Below are 25,940 nucleotides of genomic sequence, written 5' to 3'. Positions count from 1 at the left end.
GTCAGGAATACGCCATCCGGCGCGGGCCGGATGCTGTCACGGGCGATGCTGTCCCCTTGTCATGCGAACGACAATCGGGTTGTGCCTACACTGGCTCGAAGGAACGCCGTTTGCTGAAAGGTCCGACGCCGGTCGCGCGACGAACCGCCGGGCCGCGCCGGATGCACGGCCCGCCGGCCACGCCGGCCCATCGCTGGAGCCCCCTGGAGCAATCGCCCGCCATGAAGTTCTTGAACCGTTCCGAACCCGTGCACGACCACGACGACCCGCGCTACCCGGTGCGCAAGTCCGACGACGAATGGCGCGCACAGCTCGACCCGATGCAGTACCAGGTCGCCCGCCACGCGGCCACCGAGCGGGCCTTCACCGGCCGGTACTGGGACCACTGGGAGAACGGCGCCTACCGCTGCATCGGCTGCGGACAGGTGCTGTTCGAGAGCGAGCACAAGTTCGACGCCGGCTGCGGGTGGCCGAGCTGGTGGAAGGAGATCGAGCCCGGCCGCATCGAGCGGGTGATCGACCAGAGCCACGGCATGACGCGCATCGAGGTGCGCTGCGCCAAGTGCGGCACCCACCTGGGCCATGTCTTCGACGACGGCCCGGAGCCGAGCGGCGAGCGTTACTGCATCAACTCGGCGGCGATCGATTTTGTTCCGGAGCCCAAGCCTGCCGAGGGCTGATTCCGGCGCCCGGCCGACCCCGGCGCGCCTGCCGCCTACACTGCGCCCCGCATGAAGCTGCTGTTCGACTTCCTTCCCATCCTCCTGTTCTTCGCGGCGTACAAGCTGGCGGGCGCGTATCCCGATGCCGCGGCGGCCTTCGCCACTCAGCACCTGGGCTTCCTGGTCGCCGGCGGCAGGGTCGGCACCGAAGAAGCGCCGGTGATGCTGGCCACCGTCGTCGTCATCGTCGCGACGCTCGGCCAGGTGGCCTGGCTGAAGCTGCGCGGGCGCAAGGTCGACTTCATGCTGTGGGTCAGCCTGGCGCTGGTCGTGGTGCTGGGGGGCCTGACGATCTGGTTCCACAACGACACCTTCATCAAGTGGAAGCCGAGCGGCCTGTACTGGGCGATGGGCCTGTCGTTCTGGATCAGCCAGGCGGTGTTCGGCCGCAACCTGCTGCGCCTGATGCTGGGCGAGCAGATCAAGCTGCCCGACGGCGTCTGGCGGCGGCTGAACTTCGCCTGGATCGCGTTCTTCGGCCTGATGGGCCTGCTGAACCTGTGGGTGGCCTACAGCTTCAGCCGCGACGCGTGGGTCAACTTCAAGCTCTTCGGCGGCATCGGCCTGATGCTGGCCTTCACGCTGGCGCAGGGCTTCTACCTCGCGAAGTACATCGAGGACGAGCCCGCCGCGCCGGAAGGTGCGGCCGCGAAGAGCCCCGAAGGGTCGTGATGAAGCCGCACGTCACCGCCGCCGAGGTCGACCGCGTGCTGCGCGAGGCGCTGGCGCCGCTGCTGAGCCTCGAAGTGATCGACGACAGCCACCTGCATGCCGGGCATGCCGGCGCCCGCGAGGGGTCGCACCTGCGGGTGATCATCGTCAGCGAGCGCATGGCCGGGCTGAGCCGGATTGCCCGACATCGCCTCGTGTATGATGCCCTGCGCCGGGTGATCCCCCAGGGCATCCACGCGCTGGCCATCGAGGCACGCTCGCCGGAAGAAGCCTGAGCAGCCTCCCCGCCCCCTCGCTTCACGCTTCCTCTTGATCCGAGAAGTCCTCCGAGCGCAGCCGCTTTGCGTTGCTGCAGCAAACCCCCGAAAGACATCCACGCCATGATTCGCAAGCCTTTTGCCGTGCGCGCAGTGCTCGCTGCCGCTGCCGCCGCCCTGCTGCTGCCGCTGGCCGCCCAGGCCCAGAACATCGCCGTCGTCAACGGCAAGACCGTGCCCAAGGCGCGGCTGGACATGCTGGTGCAGCAGGCGCAGCGCGCCGGCCAGCAGGTGACGCCGGAACTGCAGGCGCAGGCCAAGGACCAGGTCGTGCTGCGCGAGATCTTCGCGCAGGAAGCCGAGCGCAAGGGCATCCCCGCGAACGCCGACTACAAGGCGCAGATGGAGCTGGCCCGCCAGAGCATCATGATTCGCGAGCTGTTCGAGGACTTCAAGAAGAAGAACCCCGTCAGCGACCAGGAAGCCAAGGCCGAGTACGACAAGTTCAAGGCCCAGGCCAGCGGCACCGAGTACCGCGCCCGCCACATCCTCGTCGAGAAGGAAGACGAGGCGAAGGACCTGATCGCCAAGATCAAGGGCGGCGCCAAGTTCGAGGACCTGGCGAAGGAGAAGTCCAAGGACCCGGGCTCCGGCCAGAACGGCGGCGACCTGGACTTCGCGAAGCCCGACAACTACGTGCCCGAGTTCAGCAAGGCGATGACCTCGCTGAAGAAGGGCGAGATGACCGAGACGCCGGTGAAGAGCCAGTTCGGCTTCCACATCATCCGCCTCGAGGACACGCGCGAAGCCCAGTTCCCGGACTTCGAGCAGGTCAAGCCGCAGATCCAGCAGCGCATCGCCCAGGTCAAGCTGCAGAAGTACCAGGACGACCTGCGCAAGGCCGCGAAGACGGACTACAAGTTCACGGCGCAGTAAGCCGGCCTCGGTCGCGCGACCGGGGATGAAACAAGGGGCGCCGCGGCGCCCCTTTTCCTTTTCCTGGGGCGGCGCCAGCCGCTCAGGCCACCAGCCGCCCGGCCTCGATGTGCAGCTGGCGGTCGCAGCGCGTGGCGATGCCGCGGTCGTGCGTGACCAGTACCAGCGTCGTGCCCGATTCGCGGTTCATCTCGAACATCAGTTCCATCACCCGCTCGCCGGTCGCGAAGTCGAGGCTGCCGGTCGGCTCATCGGCCAGCAGCACCTTGGGCTCGACGACGAAGGCGCGCGCCAGCGCGACGCGCTGCTGCTCGCCGCCGGACAGCGTGCGCGGGTAGTGCGACAGCCGCTCGCCGAGGCCGACACGCTTGAGCATCTCGGAGGCCTTCGCCCGCGCGTCGTTGCGGCCGAGCAGTTCGAGCGGCAGCATCACGTTCTCCAGCGCGGTCAGGTGACCCAGCAGCTGGAAGCTCTGGAAGACGAAGCCCAGCTCGCGGGCGCGCAGTGCGGCGCGGGCGTCCTCGTCGAGCGAGAAGAGGTCGTTGCCGGCCAGGCGCACCGTGCCGCTCGTCGGCAGGTCCAGTCCGGCGATGATCGCCAGCAGCGTGCTCTTGCCCGAGCCCGAGGCGCCGACGATGGCCGTCGACTCCCGCGGCCGCAAGGTGAAATCGATGTCGTGGAGAATCGTCAGCGTGCCGGTGGAATCGGTCACCTGGCGGGTGACGTGATCGACGGCGATGATGGGATCGCTCATGAAGGACGGTTTCGCGCGAGGCGACTCGCGGCGCGGATTTTTGCGGCACTGTAGCGTGCTCGCGCTGGCGCCTGCTGCGGCCGGGGTGCGGGCCGCCGCGCCGGCGCGCCGGATCGTCGTGCTCGGCGACAGCCTGTCGGCCGAATACGGCCTGGCGCGCGGCAGCGGCTGGGTCGCGCTGCTCGAGCGCAAGCTGGCCGACGAGAAGCTCGGCGCCGCCGTGATCAATGCCAGCATCAGCGGCGACACCACCTCCGGCGGCCGCTCCCGGTTGCCCGCGCTGCTGAAGGCGCATCAGCCCAGCCACGTGGTGATCGAGCTCGGCGGCAACGATGCGCTGCGCGGCCTGCCGCTGGCGATGACGCGCGACAACCTGCAGGCGATGGCGCGCTCGGCCAAGGCCGCCGGCGCGAAGGTGATGCTGGTCGGCATGCAGGTGCCGCCGAACTACGGCGCGCGCTACACGCAGGACTTCGCGGCGCTGTTCGAGTCGGTCGCGAAGGACGAAGGCGCCGCGCTGGTGCCCTTCCTGCTGGCCGGCATCGCCGACGGGCCGCAGGCAGAGCGCCTGTTCCAGCCCGACCGCATCCACCCGACCGCCGAGGCGCATCCGCGCATGCTGGCCAACGTGTGGCCGGTGATGAAGCCCTGGCTGCGCTGAGGCCGCCGCCCGCGGGCGGCCGGCCTCGTCACTGCGTCTGCTGCGTGCGCTCGCGGTTGTTGCCGCGCTGTTCGGGCGCCCGCTGACGGCGATCGTCGTCGCGCGACGGCTCGCCGCGCGGCGCTTCGCGCACCGGCGACGGCGGTGCCGCGCGCTGCGGCGCCGGCGTCGGCACCGCGGCCGCAGGCGGCGGCTGCACGGCCGGCGCCGGCGCAGCGGGTTGCGCCGCCTGGGGCACCGGCCGCGGCGCACTCATCGGCTGCGGCTGCGGCACGGCCTGCGGCACCGGCTGCGTCGGCGCGACCGCGCGGTGGCCGGGCGACGGCTGCGGCGGCGGACCGTCGCGGCGCGTGAAGGGCGACCGGCCGGGCGCCGGCTCGCCGTCGCCACGCGCGCGGGCATCGCGCCCATCTCGGGCCTCGTCGCGCTGTCCCGGCACCGGCATCGCCGGTGATCGCGGCTGCGGCGCGGCCGCGCCATCCGGCACCACCGGCGCGATCGGCGCCATCGCCGGGCGCACCGGCGCGGTCGGCGCGCGGGTCGGCGGCGGTGCCGCGGGCGCGGTCTCGCCCCCCCGCACCGGCGCGGCCGGCGGCGCCACCGCCAGGATCGGCCCGGTCGGGCTGCGCGTCGGCAGCGGCCGGCCCACGTCATTCGGCGGCGTCACCGGCACGATGCGCCGGCGCTGCGTGAACGCATCGGCGCCGACCGTCGTCACCGCGCCCGGCACGGCCTGGTTCGCGTAGAGGATCGGCCCGGTCGGCTGGCGCTCCTGGCCGCGGTCGCGGCGATCATCGCGGCGGTCGTCGCGACGCCCGTCGCGCCAGCCCCGGTGGTCCCAGCGGTAGTAGACATCGCGCGGCCCCAGCGGAATCCAGCCGATGTTGACGCCGACCGACACGTGCGAGCCGCCGACCCAGGCCACCAGCGCCGGCGCGAAGACCGGCCGCGCGACCCGGTGCCCCGGCACCCAGCACCAGCTGCGGCCCCAGTGCACCCAGCGGCCGTAGTGGAAAGGCGCGAAGCCCCAGCGCATCGAGTCGACCCAGGTCCAGCCCCAGGGCGACACCCAGACCCACTGGCCGCTGCGGTACGGCGCCCAGCCGACCGGCACGGCCGTCGGAATCCAGACGCCGCCGTATTCGAGATGGGTCTGCCAGCGACCATGGCGGTCGAGGTCTTCCCAGCCGGTCATTTCCGGCGACACGTAGCGCGCGGTCTCGCTGCGCTCGTAGGCGCGTTCGTCCTGCGCCACCCAGTCGGAGAAGGCATCGCGCTCGCTCTCCAGCCAGCGCTGGTTCAAGCGCTGCGCGGGGCCCTGCAGCCACAGCTCGGCATGCTGGCCGCGGCCGACGACGATCGTGTGCTCGGGCCCGCCGGCGACCTCGACCCCCTCGAAACGCAGCGTGCCGCGCCAGGCGGTGGCGTGGCTGGCCTCGTTGAGCCGGTCGATGCGGTAGTGGCCGGGCTCGCGCGGGCGGAAGCGGCCTTCGGGCGTCAGCACCTCGATCTGCGAGGCCCATTCGGGCGACGACACGCGCAGCGCCACGCTGCCCTGGTCGAGCTGCAGCACCACCGCCTGGTCGTCGATGCGCACCAGCTTCAGCTCGGTGCCACCGTCGAGGCGGACCTGCGTCGAGCCGATGCTCAGCTCGAGCCGGCTGCCGCGGTCGGTGACGAGGTGGTCGCCGCTGGTCAGCGGGTAGTTCGGCGTGGCGGCGATCCACTGGCGGTCGTTGCGGTCGAGCAGGTGCGCGGTGCCCTGGATCTCGACCAGCCGGCCGACGCGGCCGGGCCAATCCGGCTCTTCGCTGGCCGGCTGTGCGGCAACGCACCAGGACGCCAGGCCGAGCAGCGTCGTGAACAGGACCGTGCCGAGGCGGCGGAACCAGGCAGCGTTCATCGTGGGACTCCCAGTCTCATGTTCTGAAAACGTCCCGGCCGCGATGGCCGCTGACGCCACGATGCGCGGCTCGCACTTCTTTACACGGCGACGGCCGTGTGCATCAGTCGTCGCCGGCCTGGGGATCGAGCTCGGGGAACAGCACGCTGGTGAAGCCGAGCTTGCGCAGGTCGGTCATGCGCGTCGGGTAAAGGCGGCCGATCAGGTGATCGCACTCGTGTTGCACCACGCGGGCATGGAAGCCCTCGGCCTCGCGCTCGATGCGCCGACCCTGCGCGTCCAGCCCCTCGTAGCGGATGCGCGCGAAACGCGGCACCACGCCGCGCAGCCCGGGCACCGACAGGCAGCCTTCCCAGCCTTCTTCCATCGCCTCGGACAGCGGCGTGATCACCGGGTTGATCAGCACCGTCTGCGGCACCGGCGGCGCGTCCGGATAACGCTGGTTGCGCTCGAAACCGAAGATCACCAGCTGCAGGTCGACGCCGATCTGCGGCGCGGCAAGGCCGGCGCCGTTGGCGGCGGCCATCGTGTCGAACATGTCGGCGACCAGCTCGTCGAGCTCGCGCGTGCCGAACTCACGCACCGGCTGCGCGATGCGCAGCAGGCGCTCGTCGCCCATCTTCAGGATTTCACGCACAGCCATCGCGGCATCACCTCTGTGGTTGGATTCATGGAGCCGGCAACCATCGCACCCGGCCCCCCGGGTCCGGACCCCCAGGGCCGGACGCTCACGTCGCCAGCAAGGCCTTGAGGCCCGCCTCGTCGAGCACCTCGATGCCGAGCTCGCGCGCCTTGTCGAGCTTGCTGCCGGCTTCCTCGCCGGCGACCACCCAGTGCGTCTTCTTCGACACCGAACCCGACACCTTGCCGCCCGCCGCCTCGATCAGCGCCTTGGCCTCGTCGCGGCTCAAGGAGGGCAGCGTGCCGGTCAGCACCAGCGTCTTGCCGGCCAGCGGCTTCGGGCCGGTCTCGGCGGCGGCGCCGTCGTGTTCGTCCCAGGTGATGCCGGCGGCGCGCAGTTGCTCGACCACCTCGCGGTTGTGCGGCTGCGCGAAGAAGGTGTGGATGCTCTCGGCGACGATCGGTCCGACATCGGGCACCTCGAGCAGTTGCTCGACGCTGGCGTCCATCAGCCGGTCGATGCCGCCGAAGTGGCGCGCGAGGTCGCGCGCGGTGGATTCGCCGACCTGGCGGATGCCCAGCGCGTAGAGGAAGCGCTGCAGCGTGGTCTTCTTGCTGCGCTCGAGGTTGGCGACGAGGTTAAGCGCGCTCTTCTCGCCCATGCGTTCCAGCGCGGTGAGCTTGGCGACGCCCAGCTTGTACAGCTCCGGCAGCGTGCGGATCAGCCCGCCGTCGACGAGCTGGTCGACCAGCTTGTCGCCCAGGCCCTCGATGTCCATCGCGCGCCGGCCGGCGAAGTGCAGCAGCGCCTGCTTGCGCTGCGCGGCGCAGAACAGGCCCCCGGAGCAGCGGTGGTCGATGCCGCCCTTCTCGCGCGTCACTTCCGAGCCGCAGACCGGGCAGGCCCTGGGCATGCGGAAGTTCGGCACGTAGCCCGCGCGCTCGCCCGGCACCCGGCCGACGACCTCCGGAATCACGTCGCCCGCGCGCCGCACGATCACCGTGTCGCCGATGCGCACGCCCTTGCGGCGCAGCTCGAAGACGTTGTGCAAGGTCGCGTTGCTGACCGTCGTGCCGCCGACGAACACCGGCTCCAGCTTGGCCACCGGCGTCAGCTTGCCGGTGCGGCCGACCTGCACCTCGATGCCGCGCAGCAAGGTCACCTGCTCCTGCGCCGGGTACTTGTGGGCCAGCGCCCAGCGCGGCTCGCGCGTCTTGAAGCCCAGCCGTTCCTGCAGCGCCCGATCGTCGACCTTGTAGACGACGCCGTCGATGTCGAAAGGCAGCGCATCGCGCTTCGCACCGATGCGCGCGTGAAAGGCCACCAGCCCGTCGGCGCCGTGCACGACGTCGCGCTCGGCATTGACCGGCACGCCGAAGGCGGCCAGCGCCGCCAGCGTCGCGCTGTGCGTCGGCGGCAGCGCCCAGCCCTTCACCTCACCGAGGCCATAGGCGAAGAACGACAGCGGCCGCGTCGCCGCGATGCGCGCATCGAGCTGGCGCACGACGCCGGCGGCGGCATTGCGCGGATTCACGAAGGTCTTCTCGCCTTTCGCGCGCTGCGCTTCGTTGAGCTTCTCGAAGCCGTCGCGCCGCATGTAGACCTCGCCACGCACCTCGATCACCCCGGTGCTGGCCGCGCCCTTCAGCCGTTTGGGGATCTCGCGGATGGTGTGGATGGTGTGCGTGACGTCCTCGCCGGTCTCGCCGTCGCCGCGGGTCGCGGCCTGCACCAGCACGCCGGCCTCGTAGCGCAGGTTGATCGCCAGGCCGTCGAATTTCAGCTCCGCCGAGTAGGCCACCGGCGGTGCATCGTCGGGCAGTTCGAGCCCGCGGCGCACTCGCGCGTCGAAGCGGTGCGCGGCGGCTTCGGTGGTGTCGCGCTCGGTCTCGATCGACAGCATCGGCACCGCATGGCGCACCGGCTGCAGGCCCTCGAGCACCGCGCCGATGATGCGCTGCGTCGGCGAGTCCGGCGTCGCCAGCTCGGGGTGCGCGGCTTCGATCGCCTGCAGTTCCTGGAACAGCTTGTCGTACTCGGCGTCCGGAATCTCCGGCTCGTCGTGCACGTAGTAGCGCTGGGCGTGGTAGTCGATCAGCGCACGCAGCTCGGCGGCGCGGGCGGCGGGGTCCTTGGTGGGCATCAGTGCCCGCCCGGCCGCCCGAAGGGCACTGAGCGCCCCTCGGGGGCCGCGAACGGAGTGAGCTGGGGGCTGTCCATTTCAACAGTGTAGAGTGGCCCTGAGCCGTTCCCCCCTGCGCCGACGATGGCCGACCTGTTCCGAACCTTCGCCGCCGCCTGCCTGCTGCTGTGCGCATACGCCGCGCAGGCTGCGACGTCCAACCCGATCCGATTGTCCGACGCGGTACGGCCGCTGGCCGTGCAGCTGTCGCTGACGCTCGACCCGGCCAGGCCCACGCACAGCGGCGAGATCGAGATCGAAGTCGCGCTGCAGCAGCCGCAACGCCACATCGTGCTGCATGCGCGCGAGCTGCAGCTGAAGCAGGCCTGGGTGGAGCTCGGTGCGCGCCGCCATGCGGCGCGCGTGCAGGTGCTGCCGGGCGACCGCATCGAGCTGCGTTTCCCGATGGCGGTGCCGGCCGGCCGCTCGCGCCTGGGCCTGCAGTTCACCGGCCGGCTGCAGGACAAGGAGTTCATGGGCCTGTTCCGCCGCCTCGACAACGGCGACTGGACCGCCTTCACGCAGTTCCAGCCGACCGGCGCGCGGCTCGCGTTTCCGCTCTTCGACGAGCCCGGCTGGAAGCTGCCGTGGACCCTGACGCTGACCGTGCCGCAGGCGCTGCAGGCCGTCTCGAACATGCCGGTGCAGCGCGAAGAGGCCGCGCAGCCCGGCTTCAAGCGGGTGGTCTTCGAGCCCACGCCGCCGCTGCCGAGCTACCTGCTGGCGTTCGCCGTCGGGCCGTTCGACGTGCTCGACGCGCCCCCTGCCGGCCGCGTGCCGGTGCGGGTGATCGCACCGCGCGGCCGTGCCGCCGAAGGGGCCTTCGCCGCCGGCATCACCGCGCGCATCGTCGAGCGGCTGGAGGCCTACTTCGGCCAGCCCTACCCGTTCACCAAGCTCGACCTGCTGGCCCTGCCGGTGCCGGCGGGCTTCGGCGCGATGGAGCATCCGGGCCTGATCACCTACGCCGCGCCGGTGCTGCTGGGCCACGCGGACGACGCGGCCTTCCAGCGCGACCACGTGCCGCTGTCGGCCCACGAGCTCGCGCACCAGTGGTTCGGCAACCTGGTGACGATGCGCTGGTGGGACGACCTCTGGCTCAACGAATCCTTCGCGTCGTGGCTGGGCGACCGCATCACCGCCGAGCTGATGCCGGCGTGGCGCTGGCCGCTGCAGCTGCAGGCGGCCCGTTCGCGCGCCATGCGCAGCGACCGGCTGGCATCGGCGCGGCAGGTGCAGCAACCGGTGACCAGCGACGAGCACTTCGCGCACCTGTGGGACGCGATCACCTACGAGAAGGGCCAGGTCGTGCTGGCGATGTTCGAGCAGTGGCTGGGGCCCGAGCGCTTCCGCGACGGCGTGCGTCGCTACATCGATCGCCACGCCTGGGGCAGCGCCAGCGGCGACGACTTCTTCGCCGCGCTCGGCCGCCTGGATGCCGCGCTGCCCGCCGCGCTGCGCAGCTTCGTCGGCCAGCCCGGCATCCCGCGCATCGCCGTGCAGCTGCAGTGCGACGGCGGCGAGCGGCCGCGCCTGCTGCTGCGCCAGTCGCGCTGGACGTCGCTGGGTGCCGGTGCGGCGGCCGCCGCACGCTGGCAGGTGCCGATGACGATCCGCACGCCGGGCGGCTTGACGCGTCATCTGCTGCGCGAAGGCGCGGAGACGGTCGCGCTGCCCGATGCCGGCTGCCCGGACTGGGTGCAGGCCAATGCGGGCGGCACCGGCTACTACCGGGTCGCGCTGGCGCCCGAGCCGCTGCGCCGGCTGCTCGCGCTGCCGCAGTTGCCGGCGGCCGAGGTGCTGGCCGGCCTCGACGATGCCGCCGCGCTCAGTCAAGCCGGCGAGCTGCCGCTGGCCGACCTGCTGGCCATGGCCGAGTCCTTTGCGCGTCATCCGGAACGCCTGGTGGTCGAGCAGGCCGCGCAGGTGCTGCTGCGCGCGCAGCCGGTGGCGGCGGCGCTCGACGCATCGGCCACCGCGGCGCGCTGGCAGCGCGCGTTCGGCGAACGCGCACGTGCGCTCGGCTGGCTGGAGTCCCCCACCGACAGCGAAGACCAGCGCCTGCTGCGCCCGCTGCTGGTGCCGCTGGTGGCGAACCTCGGCGCCGACGGCGCGCTGCGGGCCGCCGCGGCCGTCCCGGTGCAGGCCTGGCTGCGCGGCGAGCGGCCCCCGGGCGAACGGCCCGGCGCGGCGCTGCTGGCGACCGCCGCCATCGATGGCGATGCCGCGCTGTTCGACGCGCTGCTCGCCGAAGCGCGGCGCACCCGCGATGCCCAGGAGCGCGCCGAGCTCTTCTCGGCGCTCGGCCGCTTCCGCGCACCGGCGCTGGCGCAGCGCGCGCGCGAGCTGCTGCTCGACCCGACGATCGACTTCCAGGAGGTCGGCCCCGCCGTGCTGGCCGCCCACAACGAGACGCCGGTGCTGCGCGACGGCCTGCTGCCCTTCCTGAGCCAGCGCCACGAGCAGCTGGCGCGCCGCATGGGCCGCGACGATCCGGGCTGGCTGCCGACCTACCTGGACCGCGCGTGCAGCAGCGGCGATGCCGAACGCATCGAACGTGTCTTCGCGCGGCACGCGCCGCGGTATGCCGGCGGAACGCACACGCTGGCGCAGACGCTGGAAGCGGTGCGGCAGTGCGTCGCGTGGCGCGCGCACCAGGCCGGCGGGCCGGCCTGACGGCCGCTCGACCGGGCGGCCTGACGCCGCAGCGCGGCGTCAGCGCGGCATCGCCGCCCGCTCGTAGCGGGCATCGATCGCCGCCGCCAACCCCTCGCGCCACAGCGCGGCGACATGCCGGCCGAGCTCGGCCACCAGCGCATCCGGCAGGGCGCGGTTGCAGGCCAGGTAGAGCTCGGTGCGCTGGAAGGACAGCAGCGCCTTCACGCTGCCGGTGAGGCCGGCCTCGGCGATCAGCACCGGACCGTCGTAGCGCCCCGAGACCCACAGGTCGATGCGGCCCATCGCCAGCTTGCGCGGATTCTGCGCATCGCTGGGCACTGCCTCGACGCGGAAGCCGCGGCTCTTCAGGTAGTCCTCGCGCGCATCGCCGATGTAGGCCCCGATCAGGTAGGGCCGCGCATCCTCCAGCGTGCCCAGGCGGATCGCGCCGTCGCTGCGGCCGAACAGCACCCACTCGTTGAAGGCGATCGGCCCGATCCACTTGAACAGGCCCTCGCGCTCGCTGGTCCGCGTGGTCGAGTAGACGCAGGTGTGCGGCTGCTCCAGCGCCAGCTCGTAGGCCCGCTTCCACGGCATCAGCTCGATGCGGTAGGCCTGGCGCGCGCGCTTCATCACCTCGCGCAGCTTGTCGGTGCTGCTGCCGCCGACCTCGGCGCCGTCGCGCAGGTTGTAGGGCGGCGATTCCTCGGTGGTCAGCAGCAGGGTCTGCGCGCCGGCCAACCCAGCGGTCGACAGCAGCAGGCCGGCCACGGCCCTGCGCAGGAGGCGGACAACAAAACGCGCCATCGCACGATTGGAGACCGCCGCGCGCCGGCTGGCAACACCCGAAACAGGTCAGACGGGTTCGGCGCCCGGCGTGGCCGCGAACAGCCGCCGCGCCGACTTCAGCAGCAGCGCCTGCAGCGGCGCCGCCAGCGCCGGTGCATGCACCAGCGCGATGTCCAGCGTGATGCGTTCGCGCAGCGGCCGCCGCACGACGCCGGCATAGCGGTGCACCGCCATCGGCACCGGCATGCAGGTGCAGCCGCGGCCGGCGCCGATCTTCGCCAGCACGCCCATCACCTCCGGCGCCGGCGCTTCCTCGCGCGGCGCGAAGCCGTGGGCGCGGTACTGGCGCGCGAAGTGGTCGTAGAGCGCCGGGTTCACCGAGCGCCGGAAGCGGTAGAAGGGCGGCACGTCGTTCAACTCGGCCAGAGACAGGCGGCGCCGCCGCGCCAGCGCCGATGCGGCCGGCACATAAGCGGCCATCGGCAGCGTCGCGACGGTGGTGGCGACGAGGCCGGTGGGCTCGATCGGCGCGGCGGCGATCGCGGCGTCGAGCCGGCCGGCGCGCACTGCCGCCACCGCCTCGTGCCCGGCCAGCGCGCTGGTCTCCAGCGCCGACGCATGGCCCTGTCGCGCGAGCGCGCGCTCGAGCTCGCTCAAGGCCTCCAGGTCGACCCAGCCCGGCACGCCCAGGCGCAGCGCCGGCGCCGCGCCGGCCTGCGCCACCAGGCGCCCGACCGCCGCTTCGCAGTCGGCCAGCAGCGTGCGGAACTCCTGCAGCGCCAGCGTGCCGGCGGGCGTCAGCCGCACGCTGCGCGTATCACGCAAAAGAAGCGGCAGTCCGAGTGCGGCTTCGAGCTCGGCGACAGAACGCGACAGGGGCGGCTGCGTGATGTGCAGCCGCTCCGCGGCGCGACGGAAGCTCAGTTCCTCGGCCACCGCGACGAAGCAGCGCATCTGGCGCAGGCTGATCGATGGATTCATGCCCAAAAGGTATTGCCGAATTCGAACTTCCGCAAGCGCCGCCGCCTTCCTAGAGTGCCGCGGTCACGACCCTTCGATGCCCGACCGATGCAACGCCGCACCCTGCTCCCGCTGTTTCCACTGGCCGCCCTCGCCGCCCTCACCGCTTGTGGTGGTGGCGGCGGCGACGCCTCCGCACCCTCGCCCGCCCCGGCGCCGCTGCCGCCACCGAACGGCAGCCTGCGCCGGCTGGACACCAGCGCCGCGCGCGCCGAACACGCGAGCGTCGTGATGCCCGACGGCGAGGTGCTGGCCATCGGCGGCAGCGCTGCCGGCGAGTCGAGCCCGTCGCAGCAGGTGATCGGCTTCCGGCGCGCATCCGAACGCTTCGTCGAGCGCGGCGAGCTGCTGACCGGCCGCTTCCTGCACACCGCGACCGCGGTGTCGGCGCACCAGGTGCTGGTCGCCGGCGGCCAGCGCAGCGTCAGCAACACCCCGCTGGCGGAGCTGTTCGACCTGCGCAGCGGCCGCTCCGCGCCGACGCCGCAGGCTCCCGACGGTCCGCGCCACGACCACAGCGCCACCGCGCTGGGCGATGGCCGCGTGCTGCTGATCGGCGGCCGCCGCTCGTTCGGCACGCCGCCGCGCGACGATGCCGAGCTGTTCGACCTGGCCACCGGCCGCTTCACGCCGCTGCCGGGCCGCCTGCTGCAGGGCCGCCACGGTCACGGCGTGGTCGCGCTCGACGCGCAGCGGCTGCTGGTCTTCGGCGGCCGCACGAGCGGCGGTGCGCCGGCGCTGCCGGAGGTGCTGGACCTGGCGACGATGCGCTTCGACGCCGCGCCGCTGTCGTGGATCGAGCCGGCGCCGCGCAGCGGCATGGTGGCGCTGCGCAGCGCCGGTGGTCACGCGCTGCTGATCGGCGGCGTCGGCGGCGACGACGCGCCGCTGCCCGGCCTCGTCAGCGTGCAGCCCGCGACCACGCCGCTGCGCAGCGAGGCCTTCGCGCTGCGCCAGCCGCGCGCACGGCTGGCCGCGGCGGCGCTGGTCGACGGCCGCGTGCTGATCACCGGCGGCATGGTGGACATGGGCACCCAGGGCAGCGCGAGCACCGAGCTGTTCGACCCCACGACCGGCCGCTCGGCGGCCGGCCCGACGATGGCCAGCGCCCGCTGGGCCCACAGCGCCGAGCGCCTGCCCGACGGTTCGGTGCTGATCTTCGGCGGATACGACGGCGCGGGTTACGCGACCAGCGTCGAGCTCTTCAGCTGAACAGGCGGCGCGCGGCGGTGGAGCCGGCCGCGAGGTCGCGCTCCTCGAGCTTGCGGTACAGCGCCTTCAGGTCCTCGCCGATCGCGGCGAAGGCGTGCAGCGTGATCGGCCGGCCCTGGTCGTCGACCATCGCCGCGTCCATGTCGGCCGCGAGGTTGCGCGCGGCTTCGTGCCAGGCCGGGAAAGGCTCGGCGGCTTCCGGCGTCTGCAGCACGTCCAGCGACAGCGTGACCTGGCGCACCGCGGCGATGTTCGGGTCCTCGGCCAGCGCGGCCTGCGCGTCGAAGCCCAGCACCAGCAGCGGCGGCGCGCCCTCCTCGGCCGACGGCAGCACGAGGCGCCCCGGCAGCACCCCGGGCACGAAGCCGCGGCGGCCGGCGCACTGCTGCACGTAACCCACCGACCACGCGGCGCCGTTGGCGCGCAGCGTGACGGCCAGCTGCGCGTCGTGCTCGCTGGCGAAGCCGTCGAGCTCGCGCGCGCGGCCGACGACATCGAACATGTCCGGCACCTCGACCATGCCGCCGACGCCATCGGCGAAACCCTGCAGCTTCTGCACGAACTCGCTGAACTCGATCTGGTTCAGCGCGCCGCTGCGGTTGGCCATCTGCACACCGGCCTGGAACTCGCCGTAGCGCTGGCCCGAGGCCGGCAGTTCCCATTCGCCGGTCTCGGCGTTGAGGCCTTCGATCAGAAAAGGCTTGGTGCCGGCGCGCCGCGACGGCGGCAGGTGCGTCAGCGCGAGTTCGCCGCTGACCGGCGCCTCCAGCGTGATCGGCGCGATGGCATCGATCAGCGGATCGAGCCGCGCGCTGCTGCGGCGCGGCACCGGCTTCAGCTCGGCCAGCCCGGCCGTGCCGTCGAGCGTGATGACCGGCTCGTCGGCCGCCGCGGGATGGTGGTGCAGCACGGGCTCCACGCGCGGCGCGTCGACCTGCACGTCCGGCCGCCGCGGGCTCGCCTTGCGCGCGCTCCACGCGCCATGCGCGATCACCGCCGCGAGCACCAGCGCGCCGACGATCGCCAACGCGGCCATCAAGCTCATGTTCAGGCGGCCTCCGCCATGGTCACGGCCGCTTCCATGTCGACCGCGACGATGCGCGAGACACCCTGCTCCTGCATCGTCACGCCGATCAGCTGCTCGGCCATCTCCATCGCGATCTTGTTGTGGCTGATGAACAGGAACTGCGTGCCCTTCAGCGACATCTCGGTCACCAGCTTCGAATAACGCTCGGTGTTGGCGTCGTCCAGCGGCGCGTCGACCTCGTCGAGCAGGCAGAACGGCGCCGGGTTCAGCATGAAGATCGCGAACACCAGCGCGATCGCGGTCAGTGCCTTCTCGCCGCCGGACAGCAGGTGGATGGTGGAGTTCTTCTTGCCCGGCGGCTGCGCCATGACCTGCACGCCGGCATCGAGGATCTCGTCGCCGGTCATCTGCAGCTTCGCGGTGCCGCCGCCGAACAGCGACGGGAACATGCGGCCGAACTGCTCGTTGACCTGGTTGAAGGTCTTGGCCAGCAGGTCGCGCGTCTCGAGGTCGATCTTGTGGATCGCGTCCTCCAGCGTGCCGATGGCGTCGTTGAGGTCGGCGTTCTGCGCGTCGAGGAAGGTCTTGCGCTCGCGCGCGGCGGTCAGCTCGTCGAGCGCCGCGAGGTTCACCGCGCCCAGCGACGCGATGTCGCGGTTGATGCGGTCGATCTCGCCCTGCAGGCCCCAGAGCTTGACGTTGTTCGCGGCGACATCAGCCGCCAGCACGTCGAGGTCGACGCCGGCGGCGGTCAGCTGTTCCAGGTATTGCGCGCCGCCCAGCTGCGCGGCCTGCGCTTCCAGCTGCAGCTTGGTGATCTTCTCGCGCAGCGGTTCCAGGCTGCGTTCGAATCCCAGGCGCTGCTCGTCGGCGTGGCGCAGCTTGGCCGACAGGTCGTCGTACTCGCTGCGCTGCGCGGCGAGCGCCTGCTCCTTGTCGCTCTTCAGCGCCAGCGCATCCTGCAGGCCGGCCTGCGCGGCGCTGTCGTTCAGCGAGCCGAGCTCGAGCTCCAGCTGCTCGCCGGTCTGCGCGTTGCTCGCGGCCTGCTGGTCCGCCGTCTCGATCGAGCGCTGCAGCTCGCCGCGGCGCGCGGCCAGCGCGCGCGCCTGGAACTGCGATTCCTGCGCCTGGCGTTCGAGCGCGCGCAGCTGTTCGCGCGCATCGGACAACCGGCGCTCCGCGGCGATCACCGCTTCGTCGAGCTCGGCATGGCGCTCCTGCGTGTTCGCCAGCTGCAGGTCGAGCTCCTCGAAGCGCGCCTCGCCGGTCATGCGGCGTTCTTCCAGCGACTCGAGCGCGGCGTCGACCTCGGCGAGCTCCTCGTCGAGCTGGCCGCGCCGTGTGCTCGTGGCCTCGGCCTGCTGCTGCAGGCGCAGCAGCTCGACATGCAGCTGGTGCGCGCGCGTCTGCGCCTCGGTGGCCTCGCGGCGCGCCGCCACCAGGCGCTGCGCGGCCTCGGTGTACGCCGCTTCCAGCCGCACCAGCGCCGAACGCGCCTCGTCGGTGATCAACGCCTGCGCGCGGGTCTGGCGCTCCAGGTTCTCGATCTCCTGCGCGCGGGCCAGCATGCCGGCCTGCTCGGAATCGGGCGCGTAGAACGAGACCGAGAACTGCCCGACCGCGTGGCCCTCGCGGGTCATGATGACCTCGCCGTGGGTGAGCTTGCCGCGGTTGGCCAGCGCCTCGTCGATGTTCGCCGCGGTGTAGACCCCTTCGAGCCAGTCGTTGAGCAGCGCCTTGAGCCCTGCATCGCCCAGCCGCAGCAGCGAGGACAGCGGCGTCAGCGTCTGGTGCGTATTGGCGATGGCGGCCTGCGGCGGCGTGTAGAACGCGAGCTTCGCGGGCGGCGCATCGTCGGCGAAGGCGCGCACGGTCTCGACACGGCCGACTTCCAGCGCATTGAGGCGCTCGCGCAGCGCACTTTCCAGCGCCGTCTCCCAGCCGGCCTCGATGTGCACCTTGGTCCACAGCCCCTGCAGGCTCTCGAGCCCGTGCTTCGCGAGCCAGGGCTTCAGCTTGCCCTCGGTCTGCACCTTCTCCTGCAGCGCGCGCAGCGCGGCCAGGCGGGCGGCGGTGTCGGCCTGGCGATGCGCCTCGGTGTTGACCAGGTCCTGCTGCGCCTTGCGCTGCTCGTCGAGCGCCGGCGTCTGTTCCTGCAGCTCGTGCAGGCGGGCCTCGGCGGTTTCGCTGGCCTCGGCGGCCGCGGCTTCCTGCGTGCGCAGCTCGGCCAGGCGGTTCATGTCCGGCGTCGCCAGCGTCTTGGTCTCGGCGGCCAGGCGGTCGCGGCGCACGCGCAGGCCACGCGCCTGCTCGTCGATGTTGCGGCTGTCGGCGGCCAGCACCTGGATCTGCTGCTGCACCTCGGCCACCTTGCCGCGCTGCTCGTTGGCGCGGGCCTGCGCGGTGCGCACGGCGTCCTCGGCATCGGGCAGGCGCAGCGATTCTTCCTCGGCCTGCGCGGCCAGCGTGCCGGCCTGCTCCTCGGCGGCCTCGATCTGCGCGGCGATGTCCTCGAGCTCGGCTTCGGCCGACGCCTTGCGCTCGTCCCACTGCGCGGCCTGGGCCTTCAGCTCGGCCAGGCGCTGCGCGACGCGCTGGCGGCTGTCGACGACATAGCGGATGCGCTCCTCGAGCCGCGAGACCTCCAGCGCGGCCTGCGCCAGGTCGCCTTGCGCGACGTGCAGCTTGTCGCTGGCGCCGTAGTGCGCCTGGCGGATCGTCTCGAGGTCGGCCTCGACATGGCGCAGCTCGGCCAGGCGCGCTTCGAGCGCGTTGGTGGCCTCGGACACCGCCTGCTTGACGCGCTCTTCCTCGGTGGCCGCGTCGCGCTGCTTCAGGAACCACAGGTAGTGCAGCTTCTTCGTGCCCTCGTCCTGCAGGCTGCGGTAGCGGCCGGCGACCTCGGCCTGCTTCTCCAGCTTGTCGAGGTTGTTGTTCAGCTCGCGCAGGATGTCCTCGACGCGCGTCAGGTTCTCGCGCGTGTCCTTGAGCCGGTGCTCGGTCTCGCGGCGGCGTTCCTTGTACTTCGAGACGCCGGCCGCTTCCTCGAGGAACATGCGCAGCTCTTCGGGGCGCGACTCGATGATGCGGCTGATCGTGCCCTGGCCGATGATGGCGTAGGCGCGCGGCCCGAGGCCGGTGCCGAGGAACACGTCCTGCACGTCGCGCCGGCGCACCGGCTGGTTGTTGATGAAGTAGCTCGAAGTGCCGTCGCGCGTCAGCACGCGCTTCACCGCGATCTCGGCGAACTGGTTCCACTGGCCGCCGGCGCGCGCGTCCTCGTTGCTGAAGACGAGCTCGACGCTGGAGCGGCTGGCCGGCTTGCGGTTGCCGGAGCCGTTGAAGATCACGTCCTGCATCGACTCGCCGCGCAGCTCGCTGGCCTTGGACTCGCCGAGCACCCAGCGCACCGCGTCCATGATGTTGGACTTGCCGCAGCCGTTGGGGCCGACGACGCCGACACGCTGGCCGGGCAGCTGGAAGGTCGTGGGTTCGGCGAAGGACTTGAAGCCGGAGAGCTTGATCTGGTTCAGGCGCATGCGCGTTCGGATTCCGGCCGGGAATGCTGAGGGCAGGCGGCGCCTGCGCGGCGCCGTCAATCGTCAGTAAGTGATTGATCCGTATGGATTTATTGCGCCCGCACCGGGCCGCAAAGCGGGCCGGATGATACCATCGCGCCCCTCTCGAAAGACCCCCTGCCATGGCGAAGAAGTCCGTCAAGCCCGCGCCCGACAAGGCGCCGAAGCCCGCGCCGAAGCCCGCGCTGAACGAGCGCCCGATGCCGCCCAATCCGCCGAGCGCGCCGAGCAAGGACCTGCACGTCTTTCCGAACCCCTCGCCGGGGCGCGACTACGTGATCCAGTTCCAGGTGCCCGAGTTCACCTGCCACTGCCCGCTGACCGGCCAGCCCGACTTCGCGCATTTCACGATCGACATGATCTGCGACCAGCTGTGCGTCGAGCTGAAGTCGCTGAAGATGTACTTCTGGTCGTACCGCAACGAAGGCGCGTTCCACGAGAAGGTGACCAACACCATCCTCGACGACATCGTGAAGGCGACCGATCCGCGCTTCATCCGCATAACGGCCAAGTGGTACGTCCGCGGCGGCATCTACACGAACGTGATCGCGGAGCACCGCAAGAAGGGCTGGAAGCCGCTGCCGGCGGTGGACCTGCCGTCGATGCCGATGGAGCGCGGGCTGCTCTGATCGGGCAGCGGCGGCAGGCCGCCGCCACGGCACGGACGTCAGGCGCCGGCGAGGTCGGGCGTCGCGACCGGGCCGACCTGGCCCATTGCCCGGCACAACTTGGCCCAGGCAACGTCGTCCAGCAGCGACCGCGCCGACGCCAGCACCGGCGCCTGGGCGGCGGGCGGCAGGCCGGCGATCAGCTGCGCGCGCTCGCCGGGCATCAGCGCCGGGATCAACCAGCGCAGCCACTGGCTCATTTCCTGCGGGCCGATGCTGGCGAGGATGCGGCCCTCGATGGCCTGCAGCTCGTCGTCGCGGCAGGCCGCCCACAGCGCCTGGTTGTGGCGGGTTTCCTCGATGTCCATGTGCTCGAAGTTCTCGGCGACGAAGGCGGCCAGCTGGCGGTACAGCCGGTGCGCTGCGGCCGCCTCGGGCTGCAAGCGCAGCGCGGCGGCCTGGGCGCGCAGCGCGGCGATGGCTTCCAGGTGATCGCGGTGTTCGGCTGCGATGCGGGTGCTGGTGCCGCTGCTGCGGGCTTCGATCACCGGGTGGATGAAGTCGTTCTCGTGCTGCAGGTGGCTGCCGGCGGCGTCCAGCAGCGCATCGAGCCGGGCCAGCCCGGCCTCGAAGTCCTGCGGATCGTCGAGGTCCAGCCGGCCCAGAGCCTGCAGCGTGTCGGTCATGAACAGGCGCAAGGCCTTGTGGATGGGGGCGTAGAGGTCGAAGCGGGCGGGCAGGCTCATGGTGGGGGTGGGTCGTGGTGGGAAGGAAGCCTCAGTGTTCCGGTTCGCCGCGGCGCCGGCATCGCTCCGACGAGCCATGGCCCCAGCCGACCGGGCCTGGCTCTTGCGGCGCGTGCGCTGGCCGGCCCGGCCCGATGACGCACCACGCCCCTTCCTGGCCCCTTCCTAGAATCCCGCGACCTCGACACCCCGCGCATGGACAGCCGCTCGATCACCGCCGCGCTCGGCAAGTACCGCATCCCGCGTGCACGGCGCGACGTGGTGGCGCGGCCCGCGCTGCTCGAGCGTGCGCTCGCACAGGCAGACGAGGCCCGGCTGGTGCTGGTCCAGGCCCCGGCCGGCTTCGGCAAGACGACGCTGCTCGCGCAACTCGCCAACGCGCTGGCGGCCGCGCCGGGCACGGCGGTGGTCTGGGTGTCCGTCGACGCCGGCGACAACGACGCCAACCGCTTCTTTGCCGCGCTCTTCGGCGCGCTGGCAGTGCTCGACCTGCCGTGGCAGGTGCCGCCCGATGCGGTCCTCGCCCAGCTGCGCGACGACAGCCCCGCGGCGCGCACCGCGCTGGGTCCGCTGATCGACGCGCTCGGCGCGCGGCCGCATGCGCGCATCGCGCTGGTGCTGGACGATCTGCACCACGTCACCGACACGGCGGCGCTCGCGCTGCTGGACACCCTGGTCGCCCGTGCGCCGCCCGAGCTCTGCGTCTTCATCGGCAGCCGCACCACGCCGCCGCTGTCGCTCGCGCGCTGGCGCGCCGGCGGCGAGCTGCTGGAGCTGGGCTTCGAGGACCTGCGATTCGACCTCGATGCCGCGCAGGCCCTGTGCCGGGCGCGCGGGCTGGACATCCTGCCCGACGAGGCGCTGCGCGCCGCGCTGGACCGCACCCATGGCTGGGCGGCGGGCCTGCAGCTGATGCTGGCCAGCGTGCAGGGCGGCGCGCGGCGCGAGGGCGATGCGCCGGCGGAGCCGATGGGCCCGGCCGCCCGCCGCCACCTGTTCGACTACTTTGCGCAGGAAGTGCTGGCGGAACTGCCGCCGCCGCTGCAGGACTTCCTGCTGCGCAGCAGCGTGCTGCCCGAGCTCGAGCCGGCGCTGTGCCAGGCCGTCACCGGCCGCCAGGATGCGGCGGCCGTGCTCGATGCGCTGTACGGGCGCCAGCTGTTCCTGAGCGCGCTGGACGAGACCGTGCCCGTGCTGCGGCTGCACGACCTGTTCCGCGACTTCCTGCGCGGCGAGCTCGACCGGCGCCAGCCCGGCATCGCGCCCGAACTGCATGCACGCGCCGCCGCCGCGGAGGCCCAGCCGGAACGCGCCGTGCAGCACTGGCTGGCCGCCGCGCGCTGGCCCGAGGCCCTGGCCGGCCTGCGCCGGATCGCCGAACAACTGCTGGCCGTGGGCGGCACTCAACGGCTGGAGCGCTGGCTCGACCAGTTGCCGCCGCACTGGCGCGAGCAGCAGGCCGACGCCAGCCTGCTGCGCGGCCTGTGCGCCTGGTCGCGCTGGGACTGGCTGCGCGCCCGCGACGAGTTCCAGCGCAGCCACGACGCCTTCGAGCAGCAGGGCCGCGCGCGCGACCGCTTCATGGCGCTGGGCATGCTCGGCGCCTGCCACAACGCGATGGGCGACCTGGACGGCGCCCGCCGCGCGCTCGACCTCGCCGCCAGCGCCGGGCTGCCACCCGCGCTGCAGGTGCCGTTCGACTCCCTGGGCGCCTGGAACGGCCTGGCGCGGGGCGACACCGCCGGCGCGCTGCGATCGCTCGCCGCGATGGCCGACAACGCCGCCCTCGCGCCCACGACGCGTTACCCGAACATCGTCGACATGGGGTACGGCCACTTCGCCGGCCTGCCCGGCGCCGCGCCCGTGATGGCGCGGCTGCAGCGCCTGTGCCGCGGCCGCGGGCCGGACGAAGGCGAGGTGCCCGTGCCGGCCCTCGACGCCTGGCTCGCCTTCTGGCATGGCGAGCCGGAGCCGGCCCGCGCCGCGCTGCAGGCCCTGCTGCAGCGCTGGCGCCACCTGCCCGGCGACGTGATGCTGGGCATCGGCGCGCTGCACCTGCACAGCCTGCACCTCGCTGCCCAGGGCCTGACCGCGCAGGCCCTGGCCGCCGTCGCGCAGGTGCAGCACACGATGACGCCCGGCCACAGCAGCGGCTGGCGTCGAAGTTACCTGCACGTGCAGGCGCGCATCCACTGGCGCGCGGAGGACGCCGACGGCCTCGGCGCCTTGCTGCCGGAACTGAGCGCGCCGCGATCGGTGCGCGAATGGCCCGTGCTGGACACCGGCGCAGCCCTGGTGCGGGGCCAGCACGCGCTGCTGACCGGCGACCTGGCGACCGCGCGCGCGCAGCTGGAGCGCGCCGTCGAACTGCAGCGCGCGGGCCGGCTGCCGGCGTTCATCGGCGACGCCCGCCTCAGCCTCGCCCTCTGCTGCGCGAGCCAGGGCGAGGGGGCGACCGCGGCCGCCCTGCTGGACGACGTGCTCGCCGAGGCCGCGCTCGACGACAGCCTCGGGGCGCTGCTGCTCGAGCCGCGGCGCCGGCTGCAGGCGCTGTGGCAGGCCAGCGAGGGCCGGCTGCGCGCGCCCGCAGCCGTGCGGAACGCCCTGCTGCGGCGGCTGGCCGCGTGGACAGCCGACGACGAGCAAGCGGCCGGCGCGCCGCACGCCAGGCCGGCCGACGATCCGCTGACCGAGCGCGAGCGCGAGGTGCTGGCGCTGCTGGCCGAAGGCCAGAGCAACAAGCTCATCGCCCGCTCGCTCGAGCTCAGCATGCACACCGTCAAGCGGCATGTCGCGAACATCCTGACCAAGCTGGCCCTCGACGGCCGCACCCAGGCGGCGGCCTGGTGGCACCGGCGCTGAAGCTGGTTACAACAGCTCTTCCGGCGCCAGCGGCGCGAGGATGTTCAGCCAGAACCGCGTCCAGAAGTCCGCCTCCGGCTCGTTCGTCAGCACGATCTCCTTCTCGTCGTCCTGCGCCAGCCAGCGCAGGCGCCCGTGTTCGTCCAGCACCACGCGCCACGAGGCCTGCAGCTTGTCCAGGTCCATCAGCCGCAGCACCTCGCGCGCCAGCTGCGGGCTGTTGATGAAGATGCCCATCTCGGTGTTGTGCTTCTCCGAGCGCGGGTCGAAGTTCATCGAGCCGATGAAGACCTGGCGGCGGTCGATGACCGCGGTCTTCGCATGCAGGCGGCCCTGCGTCGAATCGAACATGCCCAGCCGGGACGTGCGCTTGACGCGCAGCGGGCTCAGCTCGTGCAGCTCGACGCCGAGCTTCAGCATCGCCGGGCGGTAGCGGCGGTAGCCGCTGTGGGCCAGCGGCTCGTCGGTGGCGGCGAGCGAATTGGTCAGTACGCGCAGCTTCACGCCGCGCTCGCGCATCGACGCCATCAGCTCGATCCCGCGCTGGCCGGGGATCAGGTAGGGCGAGGTCAGCACCACCTCGCTGCGCGCGCGCCGCATCAGCTCGACGACGTTCGAACGCACCGAGTCGATGTCCTCCAGCGGCACCAGGCCGTAACTCGCGCCCAGGCCCTTGTCGCGCGCAGGCGGGTCGGCATAGGCCGCGGCGTCGGCCCACACCAGGCCGAGGCGGCCGGCATCGAGGTCGTCGGCGATCGGGCCGTAACCGAGCACGTCGTTGATCGGCGGTGGCTCCGGCGGCGGCGTGCCGTCGGGGCCGGTCATCGCGTCGAACTGCGCGCGCAATTCGGCCGGCGGCTGGGTGGTCGGGATCACCGCGCGCACGGGGTAGACCACGTCGCTGTTCCAGTAGCTGTCGAACAGCTCCTGCAGCAGCGGCACCAGCGCGCCGGTGATGAACGTGTCCAGGTCGACGAAGTTCGCCTGCTCGTGGCGCATGAAGTACTCGTTGGCGATGTTGCGCCCGCCGGCCACCGCCATCGCGCCGTCGGCGATCAGCAGCTTGTTGTGCATGCGCCGGTTGACGCGGCTGAACTCGTTGAGCGCGAACAGGAACCGCGACGTGAACGAGCGCCGGCCGATGGTGAACGGATTGAACAGTCGCAGCTCGACGTTCGGATGGGCGTTCAGCCCCAGCAGCAGCGGATCGGCGCCCGCCGTGTAGAGGTCGTCGATCAGCAGGCGCACGCGCACGCCGCGCTGGGCGGCGTCGCGCAGCGCGCGCAGCAGGTAGCGGCCGGTTTCGTCGTCCTGGATCAGGTAGTACTGCACGTCGATCGAGCGCTCGGCGCGGCGGATCAGCTGCAGGCGCGTATCGAGCGCGAAGGCGCCGATCGGCAACAGGCGGAAGCCCGTCAGCGCGGGATCGGGCGAGGACAACGCGGCGATGCGGCCGAGCGTCGAGGCCGTCGTGCTGGGCATCGCCGTGCTGACCGGCCGCTCGACGTCGCGCGGCAGCGACGAGCAGGCACCCAGCAGCACCAGCACCAGGGCCCATGCCAGCAGCCTCGGCAGCGCCAATGCCCGTGCGCGAAACCGGCCACCGACCGGCTGCGTATCATTCGTCCACTGCGCTGTAATCCCCGTCATCCGTTCCCGACCAAGCGTCGTCGCCCGTTCCAAAGCGCGCCAAGGATACGCAATGAAGCCCCTGCTGATCGCCGCTGCCGTCATCGCCTCGCTCGCCCTGCCCGCCCATGCGGCGCTGGACATCGGCGACAAGGCCCCGGATTTCACGATCGACTCGTCGCTGGCCGGCCAGGTCTCGAAGTTCCACCTCACCGAGATGTTGAAGAAGGGCCCGGTGGTGCTGTACTTCTTCCCGGCCGCGTTCTCGGTGGGCTGCACGATCGAGGCCAACAAGTTCGCCGAGGCCACCGACGAGTACAAGGGCCTGGGCGCGACGGTGATCGGCGTGTCGCACGACGACATCGAGACGCTGAAGAAGTTCTCGACCACCGAGTGCCGCAACAAGTTCGCGGTCGGCGCCGACGTCGACCAGAGCGTGATGAAGTCCTACGACGCGGTGCTGGCATTGAAGCCCGACTACGCGAACCGCACCTCCTACGTCATCTCGCCCGACGGCAAGATCGTCTACCAGTTCACCAGCCTGAACCCGCTGCGCCACGTGGCGAACACGATGGCCGCGCTGAAGGGCTGGGCGGCGCAGAAGAAGCAGTGAGAGTGAGCGGCGCGCAGCGCCGTAGGGGGCGCCATCGGTGAATCCGGTCCGCCCGGCCTACCAGAAGTTCGAGGTCGCGGTCCGCAAGAGCGCGATCGACGGCTTCGGCGTCTTCGCCGCCGAGGACATCCCGGCACAGAAGAAGATCGGCGAGATCCGCGGCGAATCGATCAGCGTCTCCGAAGGCCGCCGCCGCGCCGAGGGACGGCAGCGCATCATGATCGTCGAGGTATCGCCGCGCAAGGCGATCGACGCGTCGCAGTCGCAGGACCCGATGCGCTTCACCAACCACTGCTGCCGGCCGAACGCCCGCCTCGCGATCCGCGACGGCCGCATCGAGTTCTACGCGCTGCGCGCGATCACCCCCGGCGAGGAGATCACGGTGAACTACGGCGAGACGCACCACAACGGCACGCTCGCCTGCCGCTGCGGCGCGCCGGGCTGCATCGGCTGGCTGTAGCCACTGCACACCGCGCCACGCCGGCTGGC

21 protein-coding genes are annotated in these 25,940 nt (G+C 72.1%); 11 read left to right on the top strand and 10 right to left on the bottom strand.

The genetic code is table 11. From position 1 onward, the window contains the following. The first annotated feature begins 221 nt into the window (after positions 1-221). The 4 genes from msrB to P1K89_RS13035 all read left to right on the top strand — a co-directional run bounded on the left by msrB (position 222) and on the right by P1K89_RS13035 (position 2,587). Positions 222-680, top strand: coding sequence for a peptide-methionine (R)-S-oxide reductase MsrB (msrB, locus tag P1K89_RS13050; protein WP_284616888.1), 459 nt, complete (start codon positions 222-224; stop codon positions 678-680). Between the two features lie 51 nt (positions 681-731). Continuing rightward, the gene (locus tag P1K89_RS13045; RefSeq protein ID WP_284616887.1) at positions 732-1,394 is read left to right on the top strand and encodes a septation protein A; all 663 of its coding nucleotides are present in this window, start codon (positions 732-734) and stop codon (positions 1,392-1,394) included. Continuing rightward, on the top strand, positions 1,394-1,669 hold the full coding sequence (locus P1K89_RS13040; RefSeq protein WP_284616886.1) for a BolA family protein: 276 nt from the start codon (positions 1,394-1,396) through the stop codon (positions 1,667-1,669). The genes P1K89_RS13045 and P1K89_RS13040 overlap by 1 nt, the downstream gene beginning before the upstream one ends. Positions 1,670-1,774: 105 nt before the next feature. Next, positions 1,775-2,587, top strand: a complete 813-nt coding sequence (locus tag P1K89_RS13035; RefSeq protein WP_284616885.1) for a peptidylprolyl isomerase — start codon at positions 1,775-1,777, stop codon at positions 2,585-2,587. 82 nt (positions 2,588-2,669) lie between these two features. Here P1K89_RS13035 and P1K89_RS13030 read toward each other — a convergent pair whose 3' ends face one another. After that, positions 2,670-3,341 (bottom strand): ABC transporter ATP-binding protein, encoded by a 672-nt coding sequence (locus tag P1K89_RS13030; RefSeq protein WP_284616884.1) that lies wholly within the window; start codon positions 3,339-3,341, stop codon positions 2,670-2,672. Here P1K89_RS13030 and P1K89_RS13025 point away from each other — a divergent pair. Next, positions 3,340-4,002 carry an arylesterase gene (locus P1K89_RS13025; RefSeq protein WP_284616883.1) on the top strand — a complete coding sequence of 221 codons (663 nt, stop codon included), beginning with the start codon at positions 3,340-3,342 and terminating at the stop codon, positions 4,000-4,002. The two genes, P1K89_RS13030 and P1K89_RS13025, sit on opposite strands and share 2 nt — an antisense overlap. Positions 4,003-4,030: 28 nt before the next feature. Here P1K89_RS13025 and P1K89_RS13020 read toward each other — a convergent pair whose 3' ends face one another. The 3 genes from P1K89_RS13020 to ligA all read right to left on the bottom strand — a co-directional run bounded on the left by P1K89_RS13020 (position 4,031) and on the right by ligA (position 8,670). Then, positions 4,031-5,905 carry a DUF6600 domain-containing protein gene (locus tag P1K89_RS13020; protein ID WP_284616882.1) on the bottom strand — a complete coding sequence of 625 codons (1,875 nt, stop codon included), beginning with the start codon at positions 5,903-5,905 and terminating at the stop codon, positions 4,031-4,033. Positions 5,906-6,008: 103 nt separating this feature from the next. Further along, positions 6,009-6,548: a peptide deformylase gene (def, locus tag P1K89_RS13015; RefSeq protein ID WP_284616881.1), complete on the bottom strand. Its 540-nt coding sequence runs from the start codon at positions 6,546-6,548 to the stop codon at positions 6,009-6,011. Between the two features lie 85 nt (positions 6,549-6,633). Continuing rightward, positions 6,634-8,670: an NAD-dependent DNA ligase LigA gene (gene ligA / locus P1K89_RS13010; protein WP_284616880.1), complete on the bottom strand. Its 2,037-nt coding sequence runs from the start codon at positions 8,668-8,670 to the stop codon at positions 6,634-6,636. A gap of 123 nt (positions 8,671-8,793) precedes the next feature. On the opposite strand from ligA, the gene P1K89_RS13005 reads away from it, so the two are divergent. After that, positions 8,794-11,385 carry a M1 family metallopeptidase gene (locus P1K89_RS13005; protein WP_284616879.1) on the top strand — a complete coding sequence of 864 codons (2,592 nt, stop codon included), beginning with the start codon at positions 8,794-8,796 and terminating at the stop codon, positions 11,383-11,385. Positions 11,386-11,424: 39 nt separating this feature from the next. Here P1K89_RS13005 and P1K89_RS13000 read toward each other — a convergent pair whose 3' ends face one another. Together P1K89_RS13000 and P1K89_RS12995 are read right to left on the bottom strand one after the other, a co-directional pair. Next, on the bottom strand, positions 11,425-12,138 hold the full coding sequence (locus tag P1K89_RS13000; protein ID WP_284616878.1) for a substrate-binding periplasmic protein: 714 nt from the start codon (positions 12,136-12,138) through the stop codon (positions 11,425-11,427). Between the two features lie 84 nt (positions 12,139-12,222). Next, complete coding sequence (locus P1K89_RS12995) at positions 12,223-13,137, bottom strand: LysR family transcriptional regulator (RefSeq protein ID WP_284616877.1); 915 nt, start codon at positions 13,135-13,137, stop codon at positions 12,223-12,225. Positions 13,138-13,224: 87 nt separating this feature from the next. On the opposite strand from P1K89_RS12995, the gene P1K89_RS12990 reads away from it, so the two are divergent. After that, positions 13,225-14,388 (top strand): Kelch repeat-containing protein, encoded by a 1,164-nt coding sequence (locus P1K89_RS12990; protein ID WP_284616876.1) that lies wholly within the window; start codon positions 13,225-13,227, stop codon positions 14,386-14,388. Here the strand turns inward: P1K89_RS12990 and P1K89_RS12985 are convergent. Continuing rightward, the gene (locus P1K89_RS12985; protein WP_284616875.1) at positions 14,381-15,433 is read right to left on the bottom strand and encodes a cell division protein FtsZ; all 1,053 of its coding nucleotides are present in this window, start codon (positions 15,431-15,433) and stop codon (positions 14,381-14,383) included. The genes P1K89_RS12990 and P1K89_RS12985 overlap by 8 nt on opposite strands. A gap of 2 nt (positions 15,434-15,435) precedes the next feature. After that, the gene (smc, locus tag P1K89_RS12980; RefSeq protein WP_284616874.1) at positions 15,436-18,954 is read right to left on the bottom strand and encodes a chromosome segregation protein SMC; all 3,519 of its coding nucleotides are present in this window, start codon (positions 18,952-18,954) and stop codon (positions 15,436-15,438) included. Positions 18,955-19,193: 239 nt separating this feature from the next. Between smc and queF the strand changes: the two genes are divergently transcribed. Continuing rightward, complete coding sequence (queF, locus tag P1K89_RS12975) at positions 19,194-19,622, top strand: preQ(1) synthase (RefSeq protein WP_284617494.1); 429 nt, start codon at positions 19,194-19,196, stop codon at positions 19,620-19,622. 38 nt (positions 19,623-19,660) lie between these two features. Here the strand turns inward: queF and P1K89_RS12970 are convergent, their stop codons facing one another. After that, entirely contained in the window at positions 19,661-20,347 is a 687-nt protein-coding gene (locus tag P1K89_RS12970; protein ID WP_284616873.1) for a hemerythrin domain-containing protein, read from the bottom strand. 195 nt (positions 20,348-20,542) lie between these two features. On the opposite strand from P1K89_RS12970, the gene P1K89_RS12965 reads away from it, so the two are divergent. Next, entirely contained in the window at positions 20,543-23,209 is a 2,667-nt protein-coding gene (locus P1K89_RS12965) for a winged helix-turn-helix domain-containing protein (protein WP_284616872.1), read from the top strand. 6 nt (positions 23,210-23,215) lie between these two features. Here the strand turns inward: P1K89_RS12965 and P1K89_RS12960 are convergent, their stop codons facing one another. Further along, on the bottom strand, positions 23,216-24,790 hold the full coding sequence (locus P1K89_RS12960; protein ID WP_284616871.1) for a phospholipase D family protein: 1,575 nt from the start codon (positions 24,788-24,790) through the stop codon (positions 23,216-23,218). A gap of 121 nt (positions 24,791-24,911) precedes the next feature. Between P1K89_RS12960 and P1K89_RS12955 the strand changes: the two genes are divergently transcribed. Then, positions 24,912-25,451, top strand: a complete 540-nt coding sequence (locus tag P1K89_RS12955; protein ID WP_284616870.1) for a peroxiredoxin — start codon at positions 24,912-24,914, stop codon at positions 25,449-25,451. Between the two features lie 37 nt (positions 25,452-25,488). Beyond that, positions 25,489-25,911: an SET domain-containing protein gene (locus P1K89_RS12950; protein WP_284616869.1), complete on the top strand. Its 423-nt coding sequence runs from the start codon at positions 25,489-25,491 to the stop codon at positions 25,909-25,911. The last annotated feature ends 29 nt before the right edge of the window (positions 25,912-25,940 follow it).

Source organism: Aquabacterium humicola, from assembly GCF_030167915.1.
Lineage (GTDB): Bacteria > Pseudomonadota > Gammaproteobacteria > Burkholderiales > Burkholderiaceae_C > Pseudaquabacterium > Pseudaquabacterium humicola.
The sequence above is the reverse complement of the archived record's forward strand: the minus strand, read 5'-3'. Positions and strand labels throughout refer to the sequence as shown.